This is a genomic window from Gammaproteobacteria bacterium (assembly GCA_009838035.1).
In the GTDB taxonomy this organism is placed as follows: domain Bacteria; phylum Pseudomonadota; class Gammaproteobacteria; order Steroidobacterales; family Foliamicaceae; genus Foliamicus.
Map to the genome: position 1 here is coordinate 102,472 of VXSK01000003.1, position 16,440 is coordinate 118,911.

Sequence of the window (16,440 nt, forward strand, 5' to 3'; positions counted from 1 at the left end):
ACGCGCTCCGGGAAGAATTCACCGCGAAAGATGTGGTGGAGGCGGCGGGAATCGAACCCGCGTCCGCAAGCGCTACTGCCCGAGGCGCTCTACATGCTTAGCCGCGTCTTGATAGACGGTAATTCTCCGACGGGCAGGAATGAATTGCCGCTGTGATCAGCTAGCTCTTAACTCGTAATCGCCGATCGGTTCTACGAGCGATCCTGTGCAAGCGACGCTCCGGCCTGGCCACAGGAAATCCTGGCAGGAACGCTAGCGGTCAAGCCGCTAGAGCGTAGTTGTCGTCGTTGGCAACTATTGGGTTTGCAGGCGGATTAACGAGGAACCCTGCGCCTCGGCATGCACACCAAGGGTCTCACAGCCCACGTCGAAGCCGTGTCGCCCCCGTAGATCGGCTATTGTACTGCTTTGCAACCTGTTCGAACGCCACCGTGCCCCGCTCTCTTCGCACTCGTCTGAAACGCCTGCTCCACATGACCGCGGGAGCGGGAGGGCCCATGGTTGCAGGGCGCTTGCGCCGCCGGTTGTTGCGCCTGGCCACGTACTCTTCGGTGACCACCGCCGCGATCCTGGTGGTCATCAAGGCTTGGGCGTGGCAGGCGACGGACTCCGTGTCCCTGCTCAGCTCACTGGTGGATTCGACGCTGGACGTGCTCGGATCGCTGATCACGTTTTTCGCCGTGACCGTATCGCTCAAGCCTGCCGACAAGGAACACCGTTTCGGCCACGGCAAGGCGGAAGGGTTGGCGGCGCTTGCGCAGTCCCTGATCATCGCCGCATCGGCGGTGTTCGTGCTGAAGGAGTCGGTGGAGCGGATCATGGCGCCCGCCGTCGTACAGAACGCCCCGATCGGCATAACGGTCATGGGGATTTCCGTAGCGATGACGCTATTGCTGCTCGGAATTCAACGCTACGTTCGCCGCCAAACGGGTTCCGCCGCAATCGAGGCGGACGCCATGCATTACAGGACCGACCTGGCGATCAACCTGGGCGTTGCGGCGGCTATCGCGACAGCGGCCTGGCCCGGTGGCTGGCTGGCGGACCCGCTGGTGGCCGCAGCGGTCATTGCATACCTATTGTTCGGCGTCTGGAAGATCGCAAAACACGCGCTGGACATCCTCATGGACCGCGAAATTCCGGACCAGGACCGAGAGACCATTATCCGCCTGGCCGAAAGCCATCCCCGGGTGCTGGATATTCACGATCTGAAGACGCGCCACGGCGGCTCGAACTACATCGTGCAGTTCCACGTATTGCTGGACGCCGGTCTGAACCTGGCCGAGGCGCACGAAATCCTCGACGACGTGGAGACTCGAATCCGCGCAGAGTTTCCCGGGTGCGAACTGCTGCTGCACCCCGATCCGGAGGGCTACAACGCCGGCCCCCGCGAATTCGGGAAGGCCTGATCCGGCGCGCTAGACCTCCCGGGGAACCTCCTCGGAAAACAGCTCCCAGGTGCCGCGCGGTTCGATGCCGGCTTCCCAGCCGGTTTGCGGCTCAAGCAACTCAGGCTTGTCCCGTTCCAGCCGCTCCAGTACCACACGCGGAATATTGTCGAGCTCGCCCGAGATCTTGAAGCTGTGCATGCGGCCGAACAGGGCGCCGTCGCTCACCTCCGTCTGACCCATGCGCATCCACGGCCACCACGGCGACGTGCGCATGAAACCGGCGTGGAAGCGGGCCGAGGGATTGCTCCGGTCCTCGAGCTCCGCTGCGGGAATATAGAAGACGAAGTGCTCCGAGGGATTGATCTTGGGTCCGGTGGAAGCCTTGGGCCAACCTTCGGGCGTGACCGGGTTGGTGTACTCGTGCGCGTATTCCCAGGCGAGCAGGTACTGATCGTGAACTTTTTGAAACGGCAGGATGAAAGGGATAACGCCCTCTTCGTTCATACGGGCGTCGGCCGCGTTCATCAGCGTGTTGTCGTCGGGGGCGCCGCCCATTGACATGCGTGGCATCTCCTGGGTCAGGCTGCCGCGCAAGCCATAGTTGAAGAAGGGAAATGCATCGACGCGCTCGCCGCTGTACGGGTTGTCCCAATAGTCGATGATTTCGCCGCTTGCGAGGTCGGTGAAATAGCCCGCCTCGGTACCCCGGATCCAGAGGTGTCCGTTCTCATCCATCTTGCATTGCATGTTTCCGCAGCCGACGTACCCGAACAGCGGCGTCAGCTTGTTCACGCCGATGCGTGCGAACTGAACGCCCTGGTAGCCGCTGTAGACCGGCTTGTCGGCATATGTGCCCCAGATCTTGCCGAAGGCGTAGAGATTGTCCTCGGGTTTTGTGAGGTCCAGGCCACCCCCCGTGTCGGGCGCGGCGGCACCCGCGGGTTCTTCCTCGCTGCCACTCGGCGCGCCACAGGCGGTGAGGCCCGCCGCGGCCATTCCACCCAGCGCCCCGCCCATCAATGCGCGCCGGCTGACAACGCTCTTGAGTATCGAATTCATGAACATGGTCCACCCCCAATAGTTGGATTCCTGATATTACGTGACCACCGGCCGGGCGCTCTCGCGCAAATCGCGTCCCGAAGCGCGCTGGAAAACATTGAGACCGAATTCCGGGGCCACAGCCAGGAAATGATCGAACAAGTCGGATTGCAGGTCCTCGTAAGCCTGCCAGTCCGTGGTTGCAGCAAAGCAATAGATCTCGATCGGAAGCCCGTCCGGCCCCGGCTGGAGCTGCCGGACCAACGTGGTGCGCTCGGCATGCACCTTGGGATGGTTCTTGATGTAATTGAACAAGTAGGCTCGGAAGGTGCCGACATTCGTCAGCCGCCGCAGGTTCACCGCCAATTCTTCCGCTCCGATCCTGCGGTTGTAATCGCTCATTTCACGGTGCTTCCCGGGAATGTACTCGGCCAGCAGCTTGAATTTGGAGAAGCGCTTGATCTCCTCCTCTTCCAGAAAGCGCACCGTAGCCATGTCGATATAAAGTGCCCGCTTGATCCGGCGCGCGCCGTCCTCGCTCATCCCGCGCCAGTTCCTGAACGAGCCGGTGATGAAGTCCTGGGTGGGAATGGTGCTCAGGGTCTTGTCCCAGTTGCGCACGGTTACGGTGTGCAGCGCGATGTCGACCACGTCGCCATCGACGTTGTGCGACGGCATTTCCACCCAGTCCCCGATCCGCACCACGTCGTTGACCGAGATCTGGATGCTGGCCAGCACCGACAGCAGGGTGTCGCGGAATACCAGAAGCAACACCGCCGTCAGCGCTCCCAGGCTGCTCAGCAGGAGCCAGACGGACACGCCGGTCGCGTAGGCCACGATCACCAGGCCGGCGACGATGTAGAGCACCAGCGAGACGGCCTGGGCGTAGCCCTTGAGCGGCAGGCGCGCGTGGCTGCCGGGCGTGCTATGCAGGTACAGGCCGGCGGCCTTGAGCACCGAAACGCCGCCCGCGATCGCCGCCACCACCACCCAGGCAAAGGCCAATACGCCGAGCGCGCGGGTCCAGCCGACCTCCTGGTACGGATCGAGGAGGCGAACGCCGAAGAACAGGACCAGCGCCGGCGCCAGGTGCGCGAAACGCAGCAGCACCCGCGATTCCAGCAGCGCCGTGGCGAACGGGCCGGAGGCGGAGGACTTGAGCCGCCGGCGAACCGCCGCGGCAATGACGCGGCGCGCCAGCCAGTCCGCGATCAGCGCCGCCAGCGCCAGGGCCAAAACGGCCAGGGCCGCAGCCGCAGCCGGGTATTGGGCGAGCCAGCCCTCCGCGGCAGCCCGGATTTCGTCCGGGCTCATGCCTCTTTCGACGAATCCGGTCGCGGGTACAGCAGGCGGAACGACTGCCACATGACGGGCACCTGCTCGTGGAACTCCTGTCCCCGGGACTTGAGCCACTTGCCCCAGTAGGCGGCATGAATCTTGCGCCACACCTTCACGTCACGAGCCGCAGGACCCTCGCCAGCCGTGTGCCGCTCGTTTACCTCGTCGAAAGCCAATTGCTCGCAATCATCCAGTTCGACGACGCAGCGCGGATGCATGTCGGCGTCCAGGAACACGATCCGGTCGCCGGGCTCGAGCAGTCCGCCCTCTTCCTCGAGAAGCTCAACCAGCGAATAGGTGCAGGTCTTCTGCTCCGAAAGCACCAGTGAAAGCAGCAAATCGCACATCTCATGCGTCGAGCCCAGCCGCCGCGCCACCAGGCGCCCGCCGCTCATCGGCGGCACGCCCGCCCCACTGGCTTTCTCGAGAAAATCTTCGACGTTCATATTGCTGCCGACAACGCTTGCTGGAGAGTTCGGGGAGTATACTCAAGCATGTGGCGGAAAAAGGCTTCCCGAGGTTCCGAATGCGGTCCGTAACGGCATTGGGCGCAGTGGCCGTAGCCCTTGCCGGATGCGGCGGAACCGTGAACCTGAGCGCCAACTTTCCGGCGCCCATGACCCAGCGACTGCCGCTCACCGCGCAGGTGCAATACCCGGAAAGCCTGCGCGAGTTCTCGCACGTGGAAGAAGCGCTCGACACCACCCGCTGGACCATCGCGCTTGGCCGCCCCAGCATGCGCATGCTCGACAGCGTTCTCGGCTCCTGCCTGACGCTGGTGCCGGTGAGCGCCGCCGGACCGTCCCCCGACCTGATCATCGAACCGGAGATCATCCGCTTCGAACTGGGCGTGCCGGGGCGTTCCAAGGTGGACATTCCTGCCGCCTGGGTGGAATTCGACATCCGCATCACCGGCTCCGACGGCGCTCCCCTGACCCGCCTCAGGATTCCCGGCTACGGCGAGGGCTCGCACGGGGGCGGAGGGCTGGGCAGAAACCTCAGCGAAGCGGCCGAATACGCGCTGCGCGACGCTGGCGCAACGCTGACGCAGGAACTGGGCCAGGACACTGCTATCCTTGCGCTAATCGGGAGCCAATCATGATTCACCGGAAAAATGCCCTGCGTTGGATGCGATTGATCGCTCCGGCGATGCTGCTCGGCCTGGCGGCGGGGGTGGCGCCAACCGTAGCGCCGGCCGACGAGGAAGCCGGGTCGCTGGTCCTGCTCCGGACCAGTTACCTGGCGGGAAACCGTACCGAAGAAGCGTTCGTCAGGTGCGTCTCCAAGAAACTCCGCTCCGGCGCGAAACGTCCGGATGTCCATCCCGAGCGCCAATTCGTCGATGAGCTCTATCCCTGGCTGGAACCACGCACCATGCCGCGCGAAAGCGCCGACCTGGGCGAATTCATGGAGCGGCCCGGCGTCGGCGAGGCGATCCGCCGGAAAGGCGTGCGCTATATGGTGTGGCTGAGCGGCCAGACTCTTCGCGAGGGCAGCGGCGGCAGCTTGTCCTGCGCGGCGGGTCCCGGCGGCGCGGGCTGCTTCGGAGTGGCCTGGTGGCAGAACAACTCCGAGTACACCGCGTCGGTATGGGACATGAACGAACTCAGCGACATGGGCGCGATGCAGGCGAACGTGCGCGGCACCTCCGTCATTCCCGCACTGGTCATCCCCGTTCCGATCATTGCGCGCACCCGCGAGAAGGCCTGCGACAGCCTCGCGAGCCAGCTACGCGACTACCTCGAGCTCGACTAAACCCCGGGCTACTTCCAGCGGGACTTGTCGGACAGGTAGACGCCTGCGTCGTCCAGGTCGGTCGGCAGGTACTCCGAGAACAGGTTCGGCCCGAACTTGGGCACATAGCGTTCGTATACGGGACGGTAGAGGTCCCAGTGCACGTCCGGAATCCTGTTGCGCGCCCGGTAGGCGGCCAGCGGAATCGTCGCGCTGATCGGCTGCTCGAAACCGCTCCTGGCTTCCGCCAGCGTTTCGCCCCCCGGCCCCCAGATACCGGACCCGCCGCCGCCCGTATCGCCGAACACGCCGCGCGTGCCGGGCGAATGGGCGTTGTTCACCAGGGCCGTATAGATGCCGTTGTGCATCGCACCGGACCGAACGTCGAGGTGATTGAAGCCTCCCGTGGCGGTGCGCAGCATCAGTTCGCAGCCTTTCAGCGCGAATGCGCGGATCAGCTCCGGCTCGCGCTGCACCGCGGTGGTGCAGATATTGCCGAACTTGGTGCGCGTGACCGGGATCACCTCGTCCTCGCCGTACATCTCCACGTATTCGTCGAGGACGTTGTAGATCGTCGTGGTCATCAGTTCAATGGTGCGCGCGCCGGCCTGGAACACGCCCTTGATGTTGCGCGCCTTCCAGTGCCGCGCCAGCACCTCGCCGTCATCGCCGATGATCGTGGTGATGGAAAGGTTGTGCCCGGGCCAGTCGCTGTCCCTCACGTAGCTGCCGAAAACGATGAAGCAGCCGTACTGCCTGGCCTTCTTCGAAATCTCTTCGGTCTCCTCGCCCGGCACTTCGATGGCGATGCGCTGCACATCGTCGCGATTCCAGTGGAATCGGAAACCGGTAATCGGAAACTCGTGAAAAAACAGGATGTTCTTCGGTAAACCTGAAGCCTGTGCCATGTCAATCAGATCCAGCATATGGTTCAGGTTGCGGCGCTTGCCGGGCCCCGGGTTTTTCTCGTCGACCGGCCGAACCACCGACTGCACGACGCTCAGGCGCACGTTGTCCCTGGCCAGCGGCACGGTGGCGTAGGTGCCGTCGGCGTGAACGGATACGTCTTCCTCACCGCCGTGCTCCGCGCCCGTCGCCCTGCGCGCCGCGAGGCCGCCGGCGGCTGCCGTCAGACCCGTCAGCGCTGCGCCCCGCAGCAGACTTCTGCGGTCGATGCCTGTTCCCTTCGTCATGGTTCCTCCTCCCATGCAATTCGAAACGAAGTTGCATTCTAAAGGCAACGGGCTTGCGAGACGGCTCACGAGTGCGCACAATCGGAGGCCGTGGGAATACTCAAACGACTGACTCTGCCGTGGATGGCGGGCTCGGCCGGCGCGCTGCTGCTGGGGCTGCTGGCCGGTCCGATCGTGGCCTACTGGCTGGGCGGAGAGATCGCGGGCGAATACGCCGGCCCCGGCGGCCTGCTGGTTTTCTGGACCAGTATTTACGGCGATGCGTTCGGGTTCGGGGGCGCGGGTCTGATCTTTCTGCTCGGCCCCCTGCTCATGTTCCAGGTCGGCTGGGCCGCCTTCCGCGCCTGGCGCAAGTTCGTCCGCTAGGGCCAGAAATAGGCGCCTACGCCTGCCAGCGACGCCCAGAACAGACAGAGCGGCGCCCACCGCCAGGCCGCGCGGCTCAGGTGCCCCCACATGGCCATTCCGCCCAATGCCGAACAGCCTCCGAACATGGCCGTCGCCACTATCAGAAGGGGCAATTCGGCTTCCAGGCGCGGATAGTCGTCCATGATCACCCAGAACGTGAAACAGACGATGGCCAGCCCCGCGAATATGGCCAGGCAACTGCCGAGAAACACGCCAAGAAGAATACCGAAGGGGCGCATGCTGCTGGTATGATCCGCCGGGAACAAAAACGAATGCTCTGCATGCGAATCATAACTGCGCGCACATCGGGCCAGGCAGGAAAGGCGACTCCAGCGGCCCTTGCAATGCTGCTGGCGCTCGTCGTCCAGGCGCACGCATACGCCGCGACCGGCGAACGCCCCGAGACCCTGCGGATCACCGACGGCCACCGGGAAACGGTCCAGCGCGTCGTGACCTATGCCGAACGGGCCCACTACCAGAACATCGCGGTGGACGACACCCTGTCGAGGGAGACGCTGCGCAACTACATCGACCTGCTGGACGGACAAAAGCTCTATTTCCTGAAGCACCAGGAGGACTATTTCCTCGACCGGTACGGGACCAGCCTGGACGACCTGATGCAGCGCGGCGAACTGGACCCTGTTCTCGAAATCTACCGGTTGTTCCGGACGCGCATGACCAGCTATTTCGACTTTGCGCTGGAATACCTCGAGACTGAACCGGAGCTCAACACGGACCGCATGTGGATCCGCCGCGGCGAGGACAGGCCGCGACCGGCCAGCCAGTACCAGATGGAAGAAGTCTGGCGCGACCGGGTCCGCCACGAACTCATCAATCTCATTCTGGATGAGCGCAGTTACGAAGAGGCTGCCGAGGCGTTGCGCAAGCGCTATGAACGGCAGCGCAAGAGCCTCAATGCGCAGGACGCCGACGACGTGTTCGCCCTCTTCGTGAACGCCTTCACGCACACTCTGGACCCGCATTCCACCTATTTTTCACCGCACAACTACGAGGAGTACCGCATCCAGATGAGCCGCGCCTACCACGGCATAGGCGCTTCTCTCGGGGCGGAGGACGACTACGTCCAGGTGCGCGAAGTGCTGCCCGGGGGGCCTGCCGACAAGGACGGGCGGCTGCGGGCAGGCGATCGCATAACCGGGGTGGACAGCACCGGCTCGGGCGAGGTGACCGACGTCGTGGGATGGCGGCTCGAGGACGTCGTGGAGCTGATCCGCGGGCCTTCCGACACGCCGGTCATTCTGCGGATCCTGCCGGGGGGCGATGCCGCCGGCAACGATTCGTTCATGCTGGACCTGACCCGCGGACGCGTTCGCCTGATGGGAGCGGAAAAGGAGTTGCTCAACGTCGAGCGCGAGGGGGCCGAATTCAACGTGGGAGTGGTGCGAATCCCCAACTTCTACTTCGACGTGGAGGGCCGCCAGGCGGGGCTGGAAGATTACCCCAGTTCGACCCGCGACGTGAAGCGGCTGATCGCCGAGCTGAGATCCGAGGGCGCGGCCGGCCTGATCCTGGATCTGCGGCGCAACGGAGGCGGCCACCTCAACGAGGCGATCTCGCTGGCCGGTCTGTTTGTCGGCCGGGGGCCGGTAGTCCAGGTGCGCGACTCGGAGTTGCGCACGCAGGTGCTGCGGAACCGGCGCCAGCAATCGATCTGGGACGGCCCGCTGGTGGTGCTGGTGGACCGGCTCAGCGCCTCCGCATCGGAAATTCTGGCTGCCGCCATCCAGGACTACGGCCGCGGCGTGGTGGTTGGACAGCGCACCTTCGGCAAGGGCACGGTGCAGAACATCTACCAGATTCATCGGCGCGGCGACGAAATGCCCGGGCGCCTGACGCTGACGATGGGCAAGTACTACCGTGTAACCGGCGAGAGCACGCAGCACCGAGGCGTCGCACCCGATATCACTCTTTCGGCGGCGGCGGCGGAATTACCCCTGGTGTTCCCCAATCAGGTCATCGGCGAGGACATCGGTGAAAGCGCCAGTGAAAACGCCCTGCCCTGGGACACGATCCCGGAAACCGAGCACCGGGGAGGGAGCGTCGACGGGGCGACCCTGAGCACGCTGGTCGCAAATCACCAGAGGCGGGAATCGGAGGACCCGGACCTGAGGCTGCTGAAAGGCCGCATACAGGCCATGCAGGAACTGACGGACCGGAAATCGGAGCCCATCCATCTGGAACGGCGACGGGCCGATCAGGAGGTCCGCCGGGTGCAAAGACTGGCCATGACCAACGAATGGCTGACGGAAAACGAATTGCCGCCGATCGAAAGCCTGGAGGAATTGAGAGGGATGGACCTGCCGGACGTGGCCCTGGAGCAGGCTTCCGAGGTCGTCATCGACCTCCTGCGGCTTCAGGCAGCCTCTTCCCGGGCAACCGCCAGCAGTTCTCTGCATTAGGGCCTGTCGGCCCAGGACCTAAAGCGGCGGCCGCGCCGCCGTGCTGGCCTGCACCGGGCCGTGATGCGAATCGGCCAGGAACTGCAGCCATTTGCCGAGCACGCAGTTGCGCCGCCAGCAATCGGCAAAGCCACCCGGCGCTTCGCAGCAAGCCCCGTAGCGCTGCGACCAGTGCACGACCTCGGCGACCCGTGCGTCGTCGTAGAGGTTGACGATCAGGTCGGGCTCCGCTTCGCTGTCGCCTTCATCCGGAAAAAGGTAGGTCATGCGCAATACCGTGGTGAACGCCGACCTGCGCTCCACTTCGATATGCAGCTCGCCGTTGACCGGGCTGTGCGAGACGTGCCAGCCCGGCTCTCGCAGGGCATGCCCGAACAAGCGCCAGAGTCCGGCGTAGTTGCGCTCGTACATATCGATCAGAGCGCCCAGTCCCAGCGGCCGGTTGCCGAGAAGCATGGCCGGGGCCAGTTGCCGGGAGACTCTGGTGAGCGCAAGCATGAGAACCCGGAATATAGCAGAATCGAAACTGCTTGCACGCGCAGGCCGGCGGCGGTAATCTCCAAGACCGCATTTCAGGAAAGGAGGAGGGCTGGATGAACGCCGCAATCAGAACGGCCAACGGAGCGCTCATGCGTGCCCCGCTGCTGGGGCTGATGGCCTGGACCACGGTATTGCTGTGGACGCCGCTCGCGCACACGCTGATGGTGCTGCAGTACGGCCAGATGGGGATCGTGCCCGCCTATCTCGTAAGCTTCCTCGTCGGCCTGGCCGGCTGGATCATGGTCTGGAAAGGGTTCAAGGCCGACGACCTTCCGGCCACGATTCTGGGCTTCATGGGAGGCGGCCTGATCTGGCTGGGCTGGATGGAAGGCTCGTTCGAGTTCATGGGGCACTGGCTGAATCCGCCCAAGCTGATGTTCATGGGCGTCGAACTGTTTACGGCCAACCTGCTACTGCTGCAGGCCACCGGCGTGATCCTGGTCGCCCTGCTGATCTGGCTGGGGTCGAACAAGGATACGCACTGCCGCATGTTCATGTGGTTCCACCGCAACCTCAAGCTCACGCCCGCGCGCCGCACACCGGGCTACAAGCGCCAGTTCTCGCGCATCGTGGCGCTGGAAGTGATCATGATCAACTGGTTTTTCTACGTGCTGATCCTGTGGCTGTTCGATCCGCGGGTGCTCGGGCCGTTTCATCCCGTCACTTATGCCGTGGTGGGGATCGTTTTCGCCTGGGGGCTGTGGCTGCTGCTCTTTCGCATGCTGCCCTTCACGCGGCCGGCCGCTGCGCTGCGCTATGCGGTGCCCTGCGCCAACGTCCTGTGGTTCTGCGTGGAAGCCGGATCCGCGTGGCAGTTGTACACGGAGCCCTGGATCTACCCGTTCCGGTTCCCCTTCACAAACGTGATCATCCTGCTGGCGTTCCTCGGCGGACTGGCGTGGTTCGTGGCCCGGCACAGGGCCGCGTCGGGATCGCAAACCGCGGTAGCGGCATGAGTTCCCGCCCATGACCTTTGCGCTCTGGTGCGTGTTCGTCGGCCTGTGGCTGCCGCTGCTGTGGTCGATCACGGCGAAATGGGGATTCCCGAACTACAACAATTCCCGTCCGCGGGACTGGCTGGCCTCCCAGGAGGGCTGGAGGCAGAGGGCGGTGTGGGCGCAAAAGAACGCCTGGGAAGCCTTCGCTCCTTTTGCGGCGGCGGTGCTGATCGCGCACTTCACCGGCGCGGATCAGACTACTGTGAACTGGCTCGCGGCGCTGTTCATCGTTTGCCGCACACTGCACGGCGTGTTCTATATTGTTGACCGGTCCACCCTGCGCTCGGTGGCCTGGTTCTGGGGAATGGTCGCGGTAGTCGGGCTGTTTGTGGCCGCCGCCTCAGCCTGAACGGAACATCGTTTTCCGGTAATGCCTGAGTTCGGCGATCGAAGCGAGGATGTCGCTCTTCGCGCGGTGCCGGTCGTCCTTCTCGACCCCGTCGAGCACCTCGGGACTCCAGTGTCCCGCGAGAATCTTGACACTGCTCACGTCCAGGTTGCGATAGTGAAAGAACGCCGCGAGATCGGGCATCGCGCGGGACAGGAACCGCCGGTCCTGGCAGATGCTGGCGCCGCACATCGGTGAACTCTTCGGCAGGCAATGCTCGTTGAGGAATTCCAGCGTCGTGCGTTCCGCTTCCTCGGTGCTGATGCGGCTGGCCAGGACCTCGGCGAACAAACCCGAAGCCGTGTGGGTGCGGGTGTTCCAGTCGTCCATCTCGTACATCACCGAACGCGGCTGATGGATGACGATGTTCGGCCCCTCGGCCACGGTCTCAAGGTCCCCGTCGGTTACGACGGTCGCGATCTCGATGATCTGGTCCCGCAACGGGTCCAGCCCGGTCATTTCCAGGTCGATCCATGCGAGTCGTGAATCTTTCTTGCCCAAGTAAACCTCCCGAGTCGTTCGGGCGCGGATTCTAGCCGCAATATGCCGAAACCGGCAGCCGTTTTGCAAAAATCCGGGAACCGGGCGCTGATTACCGCCTGTTACGGCCGCCGCGGCCGCATGGAGGCCGAAACCGGGGAAGAGTTACCCTATCTTGCGGCAAGCCGCCGCCACAATCCGGTTTGCGGTGACGAGGTTCGGTTCGAACTCCGCGCCGACGACTCTCCGGCCCTGCTGCGAGACATCCTCCCGCGCCGCAACGAGCTTTCGCGAACCGGGGCCAGGGAACGCACCGAGGTCGTGGCCGCCAACTTTTCGCTGCTGGCGATCATTGCGGCGCCGGAGCCCGCGCCCGACTACGAACTCGTCGACCGGCTGCTGTGCGCGGCGGCCGGATCGGGCGCCGAAGGCTTGATCGTCTGGAACAAGACCGACCTGGGACGCGGGAAGCCTGTGCGGCTGCGCGAATATGAAGCCGCGGGTTTCGACATCGTTGCGGTGAGCGCGCTGACGGGCGCGCGGATCAGGCGGCTCAGGCGCCGCCTCAAGGCGCACACGAGCGTGCTGGCGGGACAGTCCGGCGGAGGCAAATCGACGCTGGTGAACGCCCTGCTGGGCCGCGAAGCCGCCGCAGCCGGCGAGCTTTCGGAAAGGGCGCGGCGCGGACGCCACACGACGGCGTCAGCCGCCATGTACTCCCTGCCCGGCGGCGGGCGCGTGATGGATCTTCCGGGCGTACGCTCCCTGATGCCTGTCCTGACCGATTACGGCGAGCTGCAGGCCGGCTTCCCGGAGTTTTCCGCCCCGGCCCAGGAATGCCGCTTCGCCAACTGCCGGCACCGTAACGAGCCGGGCTGTTCGGTGCTGGAAGCGGTTGCCGCCGGACGGCTGCCGGCCGGACGGCACGCGGGTTATCTCGCGCTGCTGCGCGAGTTCGAGGAACTCGCCGCTTCCGTTTAGCTCAGCGGTCCAATTACCGGCGCCATACCCGAACCCCCCGACTATCCGGGAAACTCGGCGACGCCGGCGAGCGCCCGCAAGGGCTTGGCCTGACCTGTGTCGATTCGGCCGACGAACTGCCCGGTCTCCAGATCGATCTTGAGCATGATCCCGGTGAAGATGTTGCTCAGCAGCGCGTAACGGGGGTCGCCGCAGGACGAAACGTCGGACCAGCCGTATTCCGGCAACTCGTACTCGCGCATTACCCTGCCCTCATTGTCCAGCATCTCCATCGTGCGGCCGCGGGTCAGCAGCAGCCGTCCGTCGGGCAGGTAGCGCACGGCGATGGCGAACAGGCCGTCGCTGATGTCCTCGCCCGGATAGGTCACGAGGTCGTCCATCTGCCGGCCTTCCACCACGTCGTATCGCATGACGCGCTTGCCCAGTTCCGTGGTGTAGGTGATGAACTGCTCGTCCGGATGCAGCGTGGAATGGGTCACGCCCTTGAAGCGGGTCGGCTCCGGCGCGTTCTCGACTTCGAACACGCAATCCAGCTCCCAGTCGGCGTCATAGCGGTAGATGTTTCCGTAGCCCAGCACGCCGCTGTCCGGAATTCTCGGAAACTCGACTGTCGTCAGGTTCTCGATGCCGGGCGGGGGGGCCTCCGCGCACAGGTGTTCGCCCAGGTAGACGCTGCCGTTGGAGGCGAAACTGGCGCTGCGGTACACGCGCGGCAGAAAGTCCTTCTTCGGCAGTTGCCGTCCGGTGGCCGAGTCCACGTGAATGACGAGATGATCGTCGAAGGCCCACAGCACCCCGTCGCGGTCGACCGCCAGTCCGCCGACCAGGTGGCGCGTGCCTTCCGTATAGAGGACGCCCTTGGGCTTGCAGTCGGCGTCATACTGAAGAATCCGCCCGATCCCCGCGTGATCGTCGTGAGGATCGTTCAGCAGCGTGCAGCCGAGAAATATGTCCCCGGCCGCAAACGGCTGCATCGTCGATACGTGTTCCTCACTCATACCACACCCCCTGAGAACGAGTCCCTAGTCCACCTGACGCCGCTGCGCCAGCGCCGACGACAGCGTGCCCGAATCCACGTAGCTCAATTCGCCCCCCAGAGGCACTCCCTGCGCGATGCGGGTGGCCTTGATTTCCCTGCGGTGCGCCATGCGGCCCAGATAGGCTGCGGTGGCCTCGCCCTCCACCGTGGCGCTGGTGGCGAGGATCAATTCCCTGATGACGCCTTCGTCCAGCCGTTTCTCCAGCTTTTCGAGGCCCAGTTCTTCCGGCCCGATGCCGTCCAGCGGCGAGAGCCGGCCCGACAGCACGAAAAACAGGCCTCGATAGGCGCCCGAAGACTCGACCGCAGCCAGGTCCGAAGGCGATTCCACCACGCACAACTGGCTGGGGTCGCGGCCCGTTGACTGGCAGATCAGGCACAGGTCGCCGTCCGCGAGCATGCCGCAGCGCGAACAGGGACGGACCGAGGTCAGCGCTTCCGCCAGACTGCGCGCCAGCCTCCGGGCTCCCTCGGGCTGGCGGGCGAACATGTGCAGGACCATGCGCTCCGCCGACCGCGGCCCTACCCCGGGCAGGAACTTCAATGCTTCCAGCAATTCCGCCAGGCGCGGCGGAAAGACATTGGCCGTCACGGCTCGACCTGGGAGCGAGGGTGTCCCGCACCTGGATCAGGCCCATCGGCCTGATCCACCGGGCGAATGGATCCAACCTCTATCGTCGCATCGAATATCTCGAGCGACGCCTGAACGAAGGGATCGGCATTGAACTCTTCCTCGGCTCGCTGCTGGCGCCGGCGCTCTGCCGCCCGGTTTCGGGCGGCCAGAGTATCCCCTTTACCGGCGCCGGCAATTTCAATTTCCACCTTCTGAAATGCCGGCAGCGCGGCAAGCAGCGCAGATTCCAGTTCCAGCCGGACATCGTCCGTCAGCAGGTTCTCGTGCGCGCCGTCCAGGCGAAGCCGCAGGCATCCGTCGCCGGCGTCCACCAGCTCGCTGTGCGCCGCAATGTCTCCGGAAAGTCCCTCCAGACCCAGCCCGGCCACCGTCTCCGGCCATCTGCCCGGACTCAAGGGCTGATCACTGGCTGGTGCGCTGGCCTCTTCGCGCATCCCGTCCTCTTCGGGTGCTTCCGGCGCTGGCCGCGCAGGCGGTTCGGGCGCGGGTGCGGGAGCCGCTGCCGGGGCCGTTTCGCCAAGCGGTTCGGGCGCGGGCGCGACAGGCGTAGCGGGCGCGACAGGCGTAGCGGGCGAAACAGGCGCGGCAGGCGGTTCGGGCGCGGGTGCGGGCCTGGCGGGCGCGCTCGCCCGCGTCGCTCTCGCCGGCGATACCGGCCGAAACGCCAGCATCCGCAGCAGCGTCATCTCCAGCCCAAGGCCCGCATCCGGCGCGAGCGCCAGCTTGCTTCGCCCCTGTATCGCAATCTCGTAGAACAACTGAACCTGGTCGGCGGGGAGCGCGTCCGCCAGCGGCGCAAGCATCCCGGCGTCGTCATCCTCGTCCAGCACGCCTTCTCCAACGGTCTGCAACAGCGCCAGCCGCTGCAAAGCCGCCGCCATTTCCGCCAGGATATTGGCAGGATCGGCCAGGCGCTCGCGCAACTCCCTGGCTCCGTTCAGCAGGGCCTCTCCGTCGCCGCCGGCAAGCGCGTTGAGCAGGTGCAGGATGCTGGGCTGGTCGGCGCCGCCCAGCATGTCGGCCACGTCGGTCTCGCGCACCGCGTCGGCACCGTAGGCGATCGCCTGGTCCAGAAGGCTCAATGCGTCGCGCATGCTGCCGTTGGCGGCCCGGGCCAGCCGGGCAAGCGCCCCCGGCTCGGCTTCCACTTCCTCGCCCTTGCATATGGCGGTGAGCTGATCGCCGATCGTCTCGCTGTCAATGGAGCGCAGGTTGATCTGCAGGCAGCGCGACAGCACCGTCACCGGCAGCCGCCGCGGCTCTGTGGTCGCGAGCAGGAACTTGACGTGCGGCGGCGGCTCCTCCAGCGTCTTCAAGAGCGCATTGAACGATGAAGCGCTCAGCATGTGCGCCTCGTCGATCAGGTAGATCTTGTAGCTGCCGGAAGCCGGGGCGTACTGGACATTTTCCAGCAACTCGCGGGTCTGCTCGACCTTGGTGCGCGAGGCCGCGTCCACTTCCATCAGGTCGACGAAACTGCCGTCCTCGATGCTCGTGCAACTCTCGCACTCGCCGCAGGGTTCCGGCGCCGCACCCTTCCGGCAGTTCAGGGCCGCGGCGAGAATCCGCGCCAGTGTCGTCTTGCCCACGCCCCGGGTTCCGGCAAACAGCCAGGCGTGATGCACCCGCTCGGCGCTGATGGCGTTGGTCAGCGCGCGCACCGCATGGGGCTGGCCCTTGACCTCCGAAAACTTGCGCGGCCGCCACTTGCGCGCCAGGACCAGGTAGCTCATGGGCGAAGCCTATCAGAGCCAGTCGAATATTTCCTGCGCAGGCGCCGGCCCCGATCACGCGTTCACAATCCGCGCAAACCGAGGTGCTAGACTGCCGAGTCGGCCTAGAACCGCGGGCTGTGGGAAGG

Annotated in this window: 18 protein-coding genes and 1 other RNA gene; 8 read left to right on the forward strand and 11 right to left on the reverse strand. The window is 65.0% G+C overall.

Annotation, left to right across the window (positions count from 1 at the left end; all coding sequences use genetic code 11):
• Window positions 1–33: 33 nt before the first annotated feature.
• Window positions 34–386: a transfer-messenger RNA gene (gene ssrA / locus F4Y72_03035) on the reverse strand.
• A gap of 87 nt (window positions 387–473) precedes the next feature.
• Here ssrA and F4Y72_03040 point away from each other — a divergent pair.
• Window positions 474–1,406, forward strand: coding sequence for a cation diffusion facilitator family transporter (locus tag F4Y72_03040; GenBank protein ID MXZ27262.1), 933 nt, complete (start codon window positions 474–476; stop codon window positions 1,404–1,406).
• Between the two features lie 9 nt (window positions 1,407–1,415).
• On the opposite strand, the gene F4Y72_03045 is transcribed toward F4Y72_03040, so the two are convergent.
• Genes F4Y72_03045 through F4Y72_03055 form a run of 3 tightly spaced genes read right to left on the reverse strand, consistent with a single transcriptional unit; the run spans window position 1,416 to window position 4,210 of the window.
• Entirely contained in the window at window positions 1,416–2,453 is a 1,038-nt protein-coding gene (locus F4Y72_03045; GenBank protein MXZ27263.1) for a DUF1838 domain-containing protein, read from the reverse strand.
• A gap of 30 nt (window positions 2,454–2,483) precedes the next feature.
• Window positions 2,484–3,740 (reverse strand): mechanosensitive ion channel, encoded by a 1,257-nt coding sequence (locus F4Y72_03050; GenBank protein MXZ27264.1) that lies wholly within the window; start codon window positions 3,738–3,740, stop codon window positions 2,484–2,486.
• A complete protein-coding gene (locus F4Y72_03055; GenBank protein MXZ27265.1) occupies window positions 3,737–4,210 on the reverse strand; it encodes an ASCH domain-containing protein in 474 nt (157 codons plus the stop codon). Before F4Y72_03055 ends, F4Y72_03050 begins: the two co-directional genes overlap by 4 nt.
• Before the next feature lie 80 nt (window positions 4,211–4,290).
• Here F4Y72_03055 and F4Y72_03060 point away from each other — a divergent pair, with 80 nt between their 5' ends.
• Window positions 4,291–4,866 (forward strand): hypothetical protein, encoded by a 576-nt coding sequence (locus tag F4Y72_03060; protein MXZ27266.1) that lies wholly within the window; start codon window positions 4,291–4,293, stop codon window positions 4,864–4,866.
• Window positions 4,863–5,519: a hypothetical protein gene (locus F4Y72_03065; GenBank protein ID MXZ27267.1), complete on the forward strand. Its 657-nt coding sequence runs from the start codon at window positions 4,863–4,865 to the stop codon at window positions 5,517–5,519. Before F4Y72_03060 ends, F4Y72_03065 begins: the two co-directional genes overlap by 4 nt.
• A gap of 8 nt (window positions 5,520–5,527) precedes the next feature.
• Here the strand turns inward: F4Y72_03065 and F4Y72_03070 are convergent, their stop codons facing one another.
• Window positions 5,528–6,706, reverse strand: coding sequence for a hypothetical protein (locus F4Y72_03070; GenBank protein MXZ27268.1), 1,179 nt, complete (start codon window positions 6,704–6,706; stop codon window positions 5,528–5,530).
• A 75-nt stretch (window positions 6,707–6,781) separates the two neighbouring features.
• Between F4Y72_03070 and F4Y72_03075 the strand changes: the two genes are divergently transcribed.
• Window positions 6,782–7,057 carry a hypothetical protein gene (locus F4Y72_03075; protein MXZ27269.1) on the forward strand — a complete coding sequence of 92 codons (276 nt, stop codon included), beginning with the start codon at window positions 6,782–6,784 and terminating at the stop codon, window positions 7,055–7,057.
• Here F4Y72_03075 and F4Y72_03080 read toward each other — a convergent pair.
• A complete protein-coding gene (locus F4Y72_03080) occupies window positions 7,054–7,338 on the reverse strand; it encodes a hypothetical protein (GenBank protein ID MXZ27270.1) in 285 nt (94 codons plus the stop codon). The two genes, F4Y72_03075 and F4Y72_03080, sit on opposite strands and share 4 nt — an antisense overlap.
• 9 nt (window positions 7,339–7,347) lie before the next feature.
• Between F4Y72_03080 and F4Y72_03085 the strand changes: the two genes are divergently transcribed.
• Window positions 7,348–9,519, forward strand: a complete 2,172-nt coding sequence (locus F4Y72_03085; protein MXZ27271.1) for a tail-specific protease — start codon at window positions 7,348–7,350, stop codon at window positions 9,517–9,519.
• Window positions 9,520–9,537: 18 nt separating this feature from the next.
• Here F4Y72_03085 and F4Y72_03090 read toward each other — a convergent pair whose 3' ends face one another.
• Window positions 9,538–10,017: a DUF1249 domain-containing protein gene (locus F4Y72_03090; protein ID MXZ27272.1), complete on the reverse strand. Its 480-nt coding sequence runs from the start codon at window positions 10,015–10,017 to the stop codon at window positions 9,538–9,540.
• A 95-nt stretch (window positions 10,018–10,112) separates the two neighbouring features.
• Here F4Y72_03090 and F4Y72_03095 point away from each other — a divergent pair, with 95 nt between their 5' ends.
• Together F4Y72_03095 and F4Y72_03100 are read left to right on the forward strand one after the other, a co-directional pair.
• Window positions 10,113–11,015, forward strand: a complete 903-nt coding sequence (locus tag F4Y72_03095; GenBank protein ID MXZ27273.1) for a hypothetical protein — start codon at window positions 10,113–10,115, stop codon at window positions 11,013–11,015.
• 10 nt (window positions 11,016–11,025) lie between these two features.
• Window positions 11,026–11,406 (forward strand): hypothetical protein, encoded by a 381-nt coding sequence (locus F4Y72_03100; GenBank protein ID MXZ27274.1) that lies wholly within the window; start codon window positions 11,026–11,028, stop codon window positions 11,404–11,406.
• Here the strand turns inward: F4Y72_03100 and F4Y72_03105 are convergent.
• Window positions 11,398–11,946 carry an oligoribonuclease gene (locus F4Y72_03105; protein ID MXZ27275.1) on the reverse strand — a complete coding sequence of 183 codons (549 nt, stop codon included), beginning with the start codon at window positions 11,944–11,946 and terminating at the stop codon, window positions 11,398–11,400. The genes F4Y72_03100 and F4Y72_03105 overlap by 9 nt on opposite strands.
• A gap of 42 nt (window positions 11,947–11,988) precedes the next feature.
• Between F4Y72_03105 and rsgA the strand changes: the two genes are divergently transcribed.
• The gene (gene rsgA, locus F4Y72_03110; protein MXZ27276.1) at window positions 11,989–12,906 is read left to right on the forward strand and encodes a ribosome small subunit-dependent GTPase A; all 918 of its coding nucleotides are present in this window, start codon (window positions 11,989–11,991) and stop codon (window positions 12,904–12,906) included.
• 41 nt (window positions 12,907–12,947) lie between these two features.
• Here rsgA and F4Y72_03115 read toward each other — a convergent pair whose 3' ends face one another.
• From F4Y72_03115 to dnaX, 3 genes are read right to left on the reverse strand one after another with little or no spacing between them, the layout of a single operon-like run.
• A complete protein-coding gene (locus F4Y72_03115; protein ID MXZ27277.1) occupies window positions 12,948–13,904 on the reverse strand; it encodes a hypothetical protein in 957 nt (318 codons plus the stop codon).
• A gap of 24 nt (window positions 13,905–13,928) precedes the next feature.
• Complete coding sequence (gene recR / locus F4Y72_03120) at window positions 13,929–14,537, reverse strand: recombination protein RecR (protein ID MXZ27278.1); 609 nt, start codon at window positions 14,535–14,537, stop codon at window positions 13,929–13,931.
• Window positions 14,534–16,312, reverse strand: coding sequence for a DNA polymerase III subunit gamma/tau (gene dnaX, locus F4Y72_03125; GenBank protein ID MXZ27279.1), 1,779 nt, complete (start codon window positions 16,310–16,312; stop codon window positions 14,534–14,536). The genes recR and dnaX overlap by 4 nt, the downstream gene beginning before the upstream one ends.
• Window positions 16,313–16,440: the final 128 nt, after the last annotated feature.

Coding starts and splice junctions, on each gene's coding strand:
- F4Y72_03055 (MXZ27265.1), bottom strand. CDS start 4,210: ATGAACGTCGAAGATTTTCTCGAGAAAGCCAGTGGGGCGGGCGTGCCG.
- F4Y72_03065 (MXZ27267.1), top strand. CDS start 4,863: ATGATTCACCGGAAAAATGCCCTGCGTTGGATGCGATTGATCGCTCCG.
- rsgA (MXZ27276.1), top strand. CDS start 11,989: ATGCCGAAACCGGCAGCCGTTTTGCAAAAATCCGGGAACCGGGCGCTG.
- F4Y72_03045 (MXZ27263.1), bottom strand. CDS start 2,453: ATGTTCATGAATTCGATACTCAAGAGCGTTGTCAGCCGGCGCGCATTG.
- F4Y72_03070 (MXZ27268.1), bottom strand. CDS start 6,706: ATGGGAGGAGGAACCATGACGAAGGGAACAGGCATCGACCGCAGAAGT.
- dnaX (MXZ27279.1), bottom strand. CDS start 16,312: ATGAGCTACCTGGTCCTGGCGCGCAAGTGGCGGCCGCGCAAGTTTTCG.
- F4Y72_03080 (MXZ27270.1), bottom strand. CDS start 7,338: ATGCGCCCCTTCGGTATTCTTCTTGGCGTGTTTCTCGGCAGTTGCCTG.
- F4Y72_03085 (MXZ27271.1), top strand. CDS start 7,348: ATGATCCGCCGGGAACAAAAACGAATGCTCTGCATGCGAATCATAACT.
- F4Y72_03100 (MXZ27274.1), top strand. CDS start 11,026: ATGACCTTTGCGCTCTGGTGCGTGTTCGTCGGCCTGTGGCTGCCGCTG.
- F4Y72_03060 (MXZ27266.1), top strand. CDS start 4,291: ATGCGGTCCGTAACGGCATTGGGCGCAGTGGCCGTAGCCCTTGCCGGA.
- F4Y72_03115 (MXZ27277.1), bottom strand. CDS start 13,904: ATGAGTGAGGAACACGTATCGACGATGCAGCCGTTTGCGGCCGGGGAC.
- F4Y72_03050 (MXZ27264.1), bottom strand. CDS start 3,740: ATGAGCCCGGACGAAATCCGGGCTGCCGCGGAGGGCTGGCTCGCCCAA.
- F4Y72_03095 (MXZ27273.1), top strand. CDS start 10,113: ATGAACGCCGCAATCAGAACGGCCAACGGAGCGCTCATGCGTGCCCCG.
- F4Y72_03040 (MXZ27262.1), top strand. CDS start 474: ATGACCGCGGGAGCGGGAGGGCCCATGGTTGCAGGGCGCTTGCGCCGC.
- F4Y72_03090 (MXZ27272.1), bottom strand. CDS start 10,017: ATGCTTGCGCTCACCAGAGTCTCCCGGCAACTGGCCCCGGCCATGCTT.